We start from the raw sequence: 10,248 nt of genomic DNA, 5'->3' as shown, positions 1-10,248 counted from the left end.
CGCACGGCAAGACCTGGTTCGATGTCGATGCCGCTGCCGAGACGCTTTCGCTGACCACAGTGAAGCACTGGGCTATCGGCACCAGACTTAATCTGGAACGGGCGCTGAAGATCGGCGACGAACTCGGTGGCCATATCGTCGCGGGCCATGCGGACGGAATTGCCACCGTCCTGACGCGCGAGAATCTGCCCGATATGGCGCGGTTCGAGCTCAACACTACACGGGAACTTGCGCGGTTCATCGCGCCGAAGGGGTCGATCACACTCGACGGCGTTTCGCTCACCGTCAACACGGTCAAGGATACGGCCTTTTCCGTGCTGATCATCCCGCACACGCTCAATGTGACGACCTTGTCGTCATGGCGCGCGGGCAGCGAAGTCAATATCGAAGTCGACCTGATGGCCCGCTATGCGGCGAGATTGACGGAAATGAAGTAGGGGCGGTCTTGGCTTTACGGATGGCTGCGCCTAAAAGCGGCTCAACTCTATTCTGATTGGCAAGACGAATGGCAGACGCGCGGCGCGCACCGTTGAAAGACCAGACCGACATTTCCGGCGCGCGGGCGCTGATCGTCGAGGCGCGTTTCTATGACGACATCCAAGACGCGCTCCTGGAAGGCGCGGTCGCCGAGCTGAAGGCGGCCGGCGTCAGCCACGACCTTTTGACGGTTCCGGGTGCATTGGAAATTCCGGCGGCGATTGCGATTGCGATCGAAGCCGCGGAAAAGGCTGGCAAGCCTTATGATGCCGCGATCGCGCTTGGTTGCGTTATCCGCGGCGACACCATCCATTTCGAAATTGTCTCGACCGAATCCTCGCGGGCGCTGATGGACCTTGCGGTGGCAAAGAGATTTCCGCTCGGCAACGGCATCATCACCGTCAACACCGAAGCTCAAGCGTGGGCGAGGGCGCGCGCATCCGAACTCAACAAGGGCGGCGATGCTGCGCGCGCGGCGCTCGCGATGCTGCGGATCAAGCGCCGGATGGCCGAGCGGCGATCATGAGCGGTGACAAGAAAGGCCAGGCGACAAAGCCCGCAAAGGGCTCGGAGCGGAAGGCCAACCGGCGTGGTGCCGCGCGCCTTGCCGCGGTGCAGGCGCTTTATCAAATGGACATTGCGGGTGCGGGCATCAACGACATCTTCGCCGAGTTCGAAAGCCATTGGCTGGGCAGCGAAGTCGAGGGCGACAAGTACCTGCCCGCCGAGGCCGCGTTTTTCCGCGACGTGGTATCGGGCGTGGTGCGCGATCAGGCGAAGCTCGATCCCCTGATCGACGACGCGCTGGCGAAGGGCTGGCCGCTGAAGCGGATCGATGCCATCCTGCGCGCGGTGTTGCGCGCCGGCGCCTACGAGCTGGAGCATCGCAAGGACGTTCCCGGCCGCGTCGTGGTGTCGGAATATGTCGATGTCGCGCATGCCTTTGTCGAGGCGGAGGAGACCGGCATGGTGAATGCGGTGCTCGACCAGATCGCCCGTCAGTTCCGCGCCAGCGAATTCGTGCGGACTGGCGGCTGACATGTCAGCCTCCGGTGCAGGCGCATCCGGTGAGGATTCCTTGATCGCGCGCTACTTCAAGCCGCTGGCGACCGATCCGGGCGCGTTCGGCCTGACCGACGATGCGGCCGTTCTCAAGAGTCTCGGCCAGGACATCGTCGTCACGACCGACGCCATCGTCGAGGGCGTCCATTTCCTGTCCGACGATCCTGCCCACACCATCGCGAAGAAAGCGCTGCGCGTGAATCTGTCCGACCTCGCGGCCAAGGGCGCGACGCCAGCGGGTTTCGTGCTGACCTTGGCGCTGCGCGGAGTTGATGAGGCCTGGCTTGCGGATTTCGCGCGCGGATTAGGAGAGGACACAAGCGCATTCAATTGCCCGCTCCTGGGCGGCGATACGGTATCGACGCCCGGCCCGTTGATGGTTTCGGTCACCGCATTTGGCCGCGTCCCCCAAGACAAGATGGTTCATCGACACGGCGCAAAGCCGGGCGATCATGTGGTGGTCACGGGGACGATCGGCGACGCTGCGCTGGGTCTGGACATTCTCCGGAAGGGCAAGGTGGCGGCTGCGCTCGCCACCGATGCCGCATCGCGGGACATGCTGATTGGCCGTTATCGTGTGCCCGAGCCGCGGAATGCGCTGGCGCCCGCGATCCGTGCGCATGCGCATGCAGCCATGGACGTATCCGATGGATTGGCCGGTGACCTCGCGAAGCTCTGCGCGGCGTCCGGCGTGTCGGCGGCGATCGATATTCCGTCCGTCCCGGTATCGGCCGCTGCCAAGGCCGCGCTTGCCGCTTCAGCGGCCAACATTGAGACACTCATTTCCGGCGGTGATGACTACGAGATCCTCTGCGCGATTCGCGCCGACGCGTTCGACGAGTTCATGCGGGATGCCCAAACCGCAGGGATCACGGCAAGCCCGATCGGGACCATTGTCGCAGGCCTGGCCGTCCCCAAATTTCTGGACGCAAGAGGTAGGGAACTGGCGCTTGCGCGGACCTCTTACAGCCATTTCCAAGAATTTCGTGAAAATGGTCGGTTTTCGGCGCAAATACCTTTCGAAATCTACCGTTTTTGCAATCCACGGCGTTGCGCCGGGGATACGATTTTGGCATGGTCCCGGCCGATTTCAGGCCCCCCTTTTGGGCAAGGCGGGCCTGCTTTTTGAGCGTCGGCCGCGATCGCGGCCGTGGCGTGGGGCCATTCTTAGAAATCTGAGGCAACTTCAATGACAGCATTATGGTTGATCGTGCTCTGCGGCGCGCTATCCATCGTCTACGCCATCTGGGCGACCATGTCGGTTATGAAAGCCGATGCCGGCAATCCGCGGATGCAGGAAATCGCAGCCGCGGTGCGCGAAGGCGCGCAGGCCTATCTGCGGCGCCAGTACGCTACGATCGCTCTCGTCGGCATCGTGATCTTCGCGCTGCTCGCTTATTTCCTTGGAATCCTCGTTGCAGTTGGTTTTGCGATCGGTGCCGTGCTGTCGGGTGCCGCAGGGTTCATCGGCATGAACGTATCGGTTCGCGCCAACGTGCGCACCGCGCAGGCGGCGACCATTTCGCTCGCCGGCGGCCTCGAACTCGCCTTCAAGGCCGGCGCCATCACCGGCATGCTGGTCGCGGGTCTCGCACTGCTCGGCGTCACGCTTTATTTCGGCTTCCTGACGTTTTCGCTGCATCTTGCTGTCGACAGCCGCACCGTCATCGATGCGATGGTGGCGCTCGGCTTCGGCGCTTCGCTGATCTCGATCTTTGCCCGTCTCGGCGGCGGCATCTTTACCAAGGGCGCCGATGTCGGCGGTGACCTCGTGGGCAAGGTCGAGGCTGGAATCCCCGAGGATGATCCGCGCAATCCCGCCACCATCGCAGACAACGTCGGTGATAACGTCGGCGACTGCGCCGGCATGGCCGCCGACCTGTTCGAAACCTATGCGGTGACGGCGGTCGCCACAATGGTGCTGGCGGCGATCTTCTTCGCGAAGACGCCGATCCTCGCCAACATGATGACGCTGCCGCTCGCCATCGGCGGCATCTGCATCATCACCTCGATCATCGGCACCTTCTTCGTCAAGCTCGGTGCGAGCCAGTCGATCATGGGCGCGCTGTACAAGGGCCTGATTGCCACCGGCATCCTGTCTCTGGTGGGCGTTGCGGGCGTGATCCACACCCTGATCGGTTTCGACAAGCTCGCCGGCGTTGATTTCACCGGCATGGCGCTGTTCGAATGCGGCATCGTCGGTCTTGCCGTGACCGGTCTGATCATCTGGATTACCGAGTACTACACCGGCACCGACTTCCGTCCGGTGAAATCGATCGCGGCGGCCTCGGTTACGGGCCACGGCACAAACGTGATCCAGGGCCTTGCGATCTCGATGGAGGCGACCGCGTTGCCCGCCCTCGTCATCATCGCCGGCATCCTCATCACCTACAGCCTCGCCGGCCTGTTCGGCATCGCGATTGCCACCACTACCATGCTGTCGCTGGCGGGCATGATCGTCGCGCTCGACGCCTTCGGTCCGGTCACGGACAATGCGGGCGGCATCGCGGAGATGGCTGGCCTTCCGAAGGAAGTGCGCAAGTCCACCGACGCGCTCGATGCGGTCGGCAACACCACAAAAGCCGTCACCAAGGGCTATGCGATCGGCTCGGCCGGCCTCGGCGCGCTGGTGCTGTTTGCTGCCTATAATCAGGACTTGAAGTTCTTCATCGCCGACGCTGCCAATCACGCCTACTTCAAGGGCGTCACCCCGGATTTCTCGCTGGTCAACCCCTACGTGGTCGTCGGCCTGCTGTTCGGTGGTCTCTTGCCTTACCTGTTCGGCGCGATGGGCATGACCGCGGTCGGACGCGCGGCCGGCGCGATCGTCGAAGAGGTGCGCCGTCAGTTCCGCGAAAAGCCGGGTATCATGCAGGGCACCGACAAGCCGGACTATGGCAAGGCAGTTGACCTCCTGACCAAGGCGGCGATCAAGGAAATGATCATTCCCTCGCTCCTGCCGGTGTTGTCGCCGATCGTGGTCTACTTCGCGATCTACGCGATCGCGGGCGGCGGCGTGGCCGGCAAGTCGGCGGCGTTCTCCGCAGTCGGTGCGATGCTGCTGGGCGTGATCGTCACTGGCCTGTTCGTCGCGATCTCGATGACCTCGGGCGGCGGCGCCTGGGATAACGCCAAGAAGTACATCGAAGACGGTCACTACGGCGGCAAGGGCTCGGATGCCCACAAGGCAGCGGTGACCGGCGACACTGTCGGCGATCCTTACAAGGATACGGCGGGTCCCGCGGTCAACCCGATGATCAAAATCACGAACATCGTGGCGCTGCTGCTACTGGCGGTCCTCGCCCACTAAGACGCGCGACCCAGACCAAAACCCCCGCGGGTTGCGACGCGCGGGGGTTTTTGATTCGAAAGGTGGATGAGGCCGATCTGATCTGGACGCCCGGCGCTGGCTTATTGTTGCTGCCCCTGGCCGATATTGAGCGCCTTGAACAGCGGCGCAATGTAATTGATTTCCTGGCCCGACGTCGGCGTGGTGCGGCTGATGAAGTCGAAAATCCTGCCGTCCTTCAGTCCGTAATTGGCGAGCCGCCGTACCTGGCGGTTCTTGTCGAAGTAGATCGCGATCACGCGCTGATCGACGATCCGGTCGTTCATGAAGGCGATCGGACGCTCGGAACGCTGCGAAATGTAATAGAAGACTTCGCCGTTCAGCGTGGCGACGGTGGAAGGGGTTCCCATCACGATCAGCACCTGGTCCTGGCTCGCGCCGATCGGGATTTGCTCGAGCGCGCCGGGCGGCAGGATATAGCCCTTCTGGAATTGCTCGCCGCAGCCGGCCACAACGGCACACAGCAGAACGACTGCTACCGTGGACCGCAACCCGCGCCACCGCGCCGCGAAATTGCGCGCAGGGCTTGTCAGACTGGATTTGATCATCCCGGAACGGGTCCCATCCCCTTGCATCGTGCGAGGCCTTGACGTACCCGGCAGGGCGCTGGTTTGCAACAAAAGCGAGACCGACGGGCTCGCAGGCGGAACCTACAATGCTTTGGCCATTCAATCACTTCAGCAAGCCCCGGGCGCCTCTGCGCGGCACCATCGAGGCCATCTATGGCATGATCGTGACGCAGGCGCGAGAACCGTCGTTCTACCGGGCATTTGGGGTGTCCGATACCGTTGACGGCCGTTTCGACCTGCTGCTGCTGCATTTGTGGATGGTTTTGCGGCGCTTTCGGTCCGCGCCCGGGGCGGCCAACGTCTCGCAGGCGCTCTTTGATCGCTTCTGCGAGGATATGGACGCCAACTTGCGGGAAATGGGCGTCGGCGATCTTACCGTTCCCAAGCGGATGCAGGCCTTTGGGGAAGCTTTTTATGGCCGCGCAGCAGCCTACGATGCCGCTGTTGCCGCAGACGACGAGGCGCTGGCTCAGGCGCTGTGCAAGAATGTCCTGAATGGGGAGGGCATGGAAAACGCACGGCGGCTTGCTACCTATGCGAAGACCGCGTTGACCCGTCTCGGTGGCATCGACGATACCGCGCTTCTGGCCGCCGCATGGACTTTTCCTGTCCCGGCCGAAGCAGGCGGGTCCTATTCCTGAAGGGTGATGCCCGATGAATCCTGCTGACCCGTGGCGTGTCCCCGTTGTTGTGGCGCAGATACCGGATACCGGATTGCATCGCGCATTCGAAGCCAGCGAGGCGACGCGCGGGGCGATGGCCGATCTCGCCGGATTGCGTGAAATCGTCTCGGCGTGTGCCTCGTTCGACCTGCAGAACAAGAGCGGCGGGCGCGTTCACGTCACCGGCGCGGTGCGTGCGCTTGTCGGGCAGACCTGCGTCGTGACGCTCGATCCCATCGAAAATGAGATTGACGAGGTGATCGACCTGATGTTTGCGCCTCCGGAGCAAATTCCGAGCCTGTCGGCCTTGACTGAAGAGGCTGCCAACGACGATGAGGAAATTCCCGATCCACCGGAGCCGATCGTCAACGGTGTGATCGATCTTGGCCGGCTTGCTACTGATGTCCTCTTTCTCGCGATCGATCCTTATCCGCGCCGGAATGATGCCGTGTTCGAACCGCCAGTCGAAGCCATCGATCCTGCCGATCATCCGTTTGCGGCGTTGAAAGCGCTACAGACCGACGGTGAGCCCGGCCCTGCGAAAAAGGACCCCAAGGTCCCCCGGGATGACAAGGGTCGGTGAGTGTTTTCGGTGGAACCCAATCCTCTGAACTCAGCCTTAAACGTCTGAAATAACTTGTGTTATTATGCTCTTTCGATTCTGCCGCCAAACGGCTTGAGAGAGGTTGTGTCGGCACGGGGAAACGCTATTGTCGCGGCCCGGGTTGGTACGGTGTCGCGACTTGCCGATCGCCGCAACCGCGGCGACTTCCGCAGCCGGCATTTCAAGTTCGAAAGAGATCGGGTTTCCGGGACGTTCATGCCTCAAAAGGTTCGAATAGCGCTTGACGCCATGGGAGGTGACGTCGGCGCACCAGTTGTTATTCCCGGCGCCGCGATTTCGTTGACCCGACATCCCGACACCGAGTTTCTGCTATTCGGCGATCGAGCCGTGATCGATGCGGAATTGGCAAAACAACCGGCGTTGAAGGCGGTTTCGCGCGTCGTCCATACCGATGTCGTCGTCAACATGCACGACAAGCCCAGTCAGGCATTGCGGCGTGGCCGCAAGAACTCCTCGATGTGGCTTGCCATCGAGGCGGTCAAGAAAGGCGAGGCCGACGTGGCGATATCCGCCGGCAATACCGGCGCGCTGGCAGCGATGGCGCGGTTCTGCCTGCGCATGCTGCCGGGGATCGACCGGCCGGCGCTTGCTGCGATCTGGCCGACTACGCGGGGTGATTCCGTCGTGCTTGATCTCGGCGCCACGATCGGTGGCGATGCGCAGCACCTCGTGACGCTGGCGGTGCTGGGCAGTGCCATGGCGAGCGTGCTGTTCGGCCTGGAACGGCCAACCGTCGGCCTGCTCAATATCGGGGTCGAGGAAATCAAGGGCCATGAGGAGATTCGCGAGGCTGCCGAATTGTTGCGCTCGATGAATCTGCCTCAGCTCAATTACATCGGCTTCGTCGAAGGCGACGGCATCGGCAAGGGGCTGGCGGACGTGATCGTTTCTGAAGGTTTCTGCGGCAATATAGCCCTGAAAGCCGCCGAGGGCACGGCGCGCCAGATCAGCGAGTTTCTACGTGAGGCGCTGTCGCGCCGTTGGCTCTCCAAGATCGGCTATTTGCTGGCAAGGCCAGCATTCAAGGCGCTGCGTGACAAGCTCGACCCCAACAAGTCCAATGGCAGCGTAGTCCTCGGTCTGAACGGAATTGTCGTCAAAAGCCATGGTGGAACCGACGCCGATGGCTTTGCCTATGCCGTCGATGTTGGCTATGAAATGGCGAGGTACGATCTCCTCAACAAGATCAATCAAATGCTTAAGCGCGACGGTGGCACGCTGGTCCAGGCGTCCGCCACTCAGGAGGCTGTCACGTGACTGCAATACGCTCGGTCGTGCTCGGCTGCGGCTCGTATCTGCCGCAGCGGATTCTGACCAATGCTGAATTGGCGACACGGATCGAAACCTCCGATGAATGGATCGTCCAGCGCACCGGCATTCGTCAGCGCCATATCGCGGCCGAAGGCGAGTTCACCTCGCATTTGGCGGTCAACGCCGCGCGGTCGGCGCTGGCCCATGCCGGCATCGACGCGCAATCAATCGACCTGATCGTGCTCGCCACCTCGACGCCCGACAATACCTTCCCGGCGACCGCCGTGGCGGTTCAGAACGGGCTCGGCATCCACCATGGCGCGGCTTTCGATTTGCAGGCTGTGTGCTCGGGCTTTGTCTTCGCGCTCGCCACCGCCGACAATTTCCTGCGCAGCGGGGCATTCAAGCGTGCGCTTGTGATTGGCGCGGAGACATTCTCGCGAATTCTCGACTGGAATGATCGCGGCACCTGCGTGCTGTTCGGCGACGGGGCCGGCGCCGTGGTGCTCGAAGCCCAGCCGCAGCCGGGACAACCGTCCGACCGAGGCATATTGACCACCCATCTGCGTTCCGACGGTCGGCACAAATCGAAATTATATGTCGATGGTGGCCCGTCCTCGACCCAGACGGTCGGTCATCTCAGGATGGAAGGGCGCGAGGTATTCAAGCATGCGGTCGGCATGATCACCGACGTCATTGTCGATGCTTTTGAAGCCACCGGTTTGACCGCCGACGACATCGACTGGTTCGTTCCGCACCAGGCCAACAAGAGAATCATCGACGCGTCTGCGCACAAGCTGCATATTGCGCCGCAGAAGGTGGTGCTCACCGTCGACCAGCACGGCAACACGTCCGCGGCCTCCATTCCGCTGGCGCTGGCGGTAGCCGTTGGCGATGGCCGCATCAAACGAGGCGACCTGGTCCTGCTCGAAGCCATGGGAGGAGGGTTCACCTGGGGGTCGGTACTGATCCGTTGGTGAGCGAGGGGTAAATAAAACCCGATGTTTTGCGACTTTCTTTCATGCTAAGAGGGCAGGACGGCTGTTGACCATCAGTACGTAAGCTCATAATTTCAGAAGCGAATATTTGTTCGCCGGGAGTGGGGCAGGCGATGACCGGAAGCGGAAAAACCGTCACACGTGTTGATCTGTGCGAGGCCGTCTACCAGAAGGTGGGGCTATCGCGCACGGAATCATCCGCATTTGTCGAATTGGTATTGAAAGAGATTACCGACTGCCTCGAGAAGGGCGAGACGGTGAAGCTTTCGTCGTTTGGCTCATTCATGGTGCGCAAGAAGGGCCAGCGGATCGGTCGCAATCCGAAGACCGGAACCGAGGTGCCGATCTCGCCGCGCCGCGTGATGGTGTTCAAGCCATCGGCTATCCTGAAGCAGCGTATCAACGGTCATGGCGCCGGAAATAACGGCAAGGCCGATTAGGCCAGCGTTCACTCCAAGGGCGCGAGGATAGAGGAGCGAGCATTTGGACAAGGCGCCGGATGCCTTCCGAACCATCAGCGAGGTCGCCGACGACCTCGACATTCCGCAGCACGTCCTGCGGTTCTGGGAGACGCGATTCTCCCAGATCAAGCCGATGAAGCGAAGCGGGGGCCGTAGATACTACCGCCCCGACGATGTCGACCTGTTGCGGGGGATCCGCCGCCTGCTCTACGGCGAAGGCTACACCATCCGTGGCGTGCAGCGCATTTTGAAGGAACACGGCATCGGATCGGTCCAGCGGCTCGCGGACGCATCCGCGGTCGCCTCGTTCGGCGCGATCGAGGAGGTGGTTGGCCAAAGCATCCTCGAACACGATGACGATCTTGCTCCGCCGCTTGACCTCGATGACGACGATTATGACAGCTCCCGGGAAAGCGGAATCCCCCGCTTTGCCGAGCGTGGCCGCCGGGGCGAGGTCGAAAGTTTCGACGAGGACGAAGAAGCGATCGCGGGCGTTGCTGAGCTCGTGCCGGTGTTCGATGTGGCGCGCCTGAGGGGGGTGCTGGAGGATCTGATCGCCTGCCGCCGATTGCTTGATACCGCGCTCAAGGACGGCTGAAAGCGGGTGCGGGGGGGCCGGGGCGATTCGGCTCAGGTAATTGACCCATCGGCCAAGGGCTCGGTTGCCCGATTGCCGTCCTTGCGCGCAAGCCTGATCGAAGCTAAGGGAACGGCATCGGAGCGTGGCGCAGCCCGGTTAGCGCACTAGTCTGGGAGACTAGGGGTCGGAGGTTCAAATCCTCTCGCTCCGACCA

12 protein-coding genes and 1 tRNA gene are annotated in these 10,248 nt (G+C 62.2%); 12 read left to right on the top strand and 1 reads right to left on the bottom strand.

Features of this window, described 5'->3' with window-relative positions:
- The 5 genes from WB528_RS06175 to WB528_RS06155 form a co-directional block, all read left to right on the top strand.
- On the top strand, window positions 1-437 hold a 437-nt coding region (locus WB528_RS06175; RefSeq protein WP_423887540.1), incomplete at its 5' end, for a riboflavin synthase.
- Window positions 438-505: 68 nt separating this feature from the next.
- Window positions 506-1,003 (top strand): 6,7-dimethyl-8-ribityllumazine synthase, encoded by a 498-nt coding sequence (gene ribH, locus WB528_RS06170; protein WP_423887539.1) that lies wholly within the window; start codon window positions 506-508, stop codon window positions 1,001-1,003.
- Window positions 1,000-1,515, top strand: a complete 516-nt coding sequence (nusB, locus tag WB528_RS06165; RefSeq protein WP_423887538.1) for a transcription antitermination factor NusB — start codon at window positions 1,000-1,002, stop codon at window positions 1,513-1,515. Before ribH ends, nusB begins: the two co-directional genes overlap by 4 nt.
- Before the next feature lies 1 nt (window position 1,516).
- Window positions 1,517-2,668 (top strand): thiamine-phosphate kinase, encoded by a 1,152-nt coding sequence (gene thiL, locus WB528_RS06160; RefSeq protein WP_423887537.1) that lies wholly within the window; start codon window positions 1,517-1,519, stop codon window positions 2,666-2,668.
- 60 nt (window positions 2,669-2,728) lie between these two features.
- A complete protein-coding gene (locus WB528_RS06155) occupies window positions 2,729-4,849 on the top strand; it encodes a sodium-translocating pyrophosphatase (protein ID WP_423887536.1) in 2,121 nt (706 codons plus the stop codon).
- A 101-nt stretch (window positions 4,850-4,950) separates the two neighbouring features.
- On the opposite strand, the gene WB528_RS06150 is transcribed toward WB528_RS06155, so the two are convergent.
- Window positions 4,951-5,436, bottom strand: coding sequence for an outer membrane protein assembly factor BamE (locus WB528_RS06150; protein ID WP_423887535.1), 486 nt, complete (start codon window positions 5,434-5,436; stop codon window positions 4,951-4,953).
- Window positions 5,437-5,543: 107 nt separating this feature from the next.
- Between WB528_RS06150 and WB528_RS06145 the strand changes: the two genes are divergently transcribed.
- The 7 genes from WB528_RS06145 to WB528_RS06115 all read left to right on the top strand — a co-directional run bounded on the left by WB528_RS06145 (window position 5,544) and on the right by WB528_RS06115 (window position 10,248).
- Complete coding sequence (locus WB528_RS06145) at window positions 5,544-6,098, top strand: ubiquinol-cytochrome C chaperone family protein (RefSeq protein ID WP_423887534.1); 555 nt, start codon at window positions 5,544-5,546, stop codon at window positions 6,096-6,098.
- Window positions 6,099-6,111: 13 nt separating this feature from the next.
- Window positions 6,112-6,702, top strand: coding sequence for a YceD family protein (locus WB528_RS06140; protein ID WP_423887533.1), 591 nt, complete (start codon window positions 6,112-6,114; stop codon window positions 6,700-6,702).
- 237 nt (window positions 6,703-6,939) lie between these two features.
- Entirely contained in the window at window positions 6,940-8,001 is a 1,062-nt protein-coding gene (gene plsX, locus WB528_RS06135; RefSeq protein ID WP_423887532.1) for a phosphate acyltransferase PlsX, read from the top strand.
- Window positions 7,998-8,975: a beta-ketoacyl-ACP synthase III gene (locus tag WB528_RS06130; protein WP_423887531.1), complete on the top strand. Its 978-nt coding sequence runs from the start codon at window positions 7,998-8,000 to the stop codon at window positions 8,973-8,975. Before plsX ends, WB528_RS06130 begins: the two co-directional genes overlap by 4 nt.
- Window positions 8,976-9,106: 131 nt before the next feature.
- Complete coding sequence (locus WB528_RS06125) at window positions 9,107-9,433, top strand: integration host factor subunit alpha (protein WP_422254867.1); 327 nt, start codon at window positions 9,107-9,109, stop codon at window positions 9,431-9,433.
- A 43-nt stretch (window positions 9,434-9,476) separates the two neighbouring features.
- Window positions 9,477-10,052 carry a MerR family transcriptional regulator gene (locus WB528_RS06120; RefSeq protein WP_423887530.1) on the top strand — a complete coding sequence of 192 codons (576 nt, stop codon included), beginning with the start codon at window positions 9,477-9,479 and terminating at the stop codon, window positions 10,050-10,052.
- A gap of 118 nt (window positions 10,053-10,170) precedes the next feature.
- A tRNA-Pro gene (locus tag WB528_RS06115) sits at window positions 10,171-10,248 on the top strand.

This window comes from Bradyrhizobium sp., assembly GCF_049586575.1.
GTDB lineage: Bacteria > Pseudomonadota > Alphaproteobacteria > Rhizobiales > Xanthobacteraceae > Bradyrhizobium.
The sequence above is the reverse complement of the archived record's forward strand: the minus strand, read 5'-3'. Positions and strand labels throughout refer to the sequence as shown.

Coding starts and splice junctions, on each gene's coding strand:
- WB528_RS06145 (WP_423887534.1), top strand. CDS start 5,544: ATGCTTTGGCCATTCAATCACTTCAGCAAGCCCCGGGCGCCTCTGCGC.
- plsX (WP_423887532.1), top strand. CDS start 6,940: ATGCCTCAAAAGGTTCGAATAGCGCTTGACGCCATGGGAGGTGACGTC.
- ribH (WP_423887539.1), top strand. CDS start 506: ATGGCAGACGCGCGGCGCGCACCGTTGAAAGACCAGACCGACATTTCC.
- thiL (WP_423887537.1), top strand. CDS start 1,517: ATGTCAGCCTCCGGTGCAGGCGCATCCGGTGAGGATTCCTTGATCGCG.
- WB528_RS06125 (WP_422254867.1), top strand. CDS start 9,107: ATGACCGGAAGCGGAAAAACCGTCACACGTGTTGATCTGTGCGAGGCC.
- nusB (WP_423887538.1), top strand. CDS start 1,000: ATGAGCGGTGACAAGAAAGGCCAGGCGACAAAGCCCGCAAAGGGCTCG.
- WB528_RS06150 (WP_423887535.1), bottom strand. CDS start 5,436: ATGATCAAATCCAGTCTGACAAGCCCTGCGCGCAATTTCGCGGCGCGG.
- WB528_RS06155 (WP_423887536.1), top strand. CDS start 2,729: ATGACAGCATTATGGTTGATCGTGCTCTGCGGCGCGCTATCCATCGTC.
- WB528_RS06140 (WP_423887533.1), top strand. CDS start 6,112: ATGAATCCTGCTGACCCGTGGCGTGTCCCCGTTGTTGTGGCGCAGATA.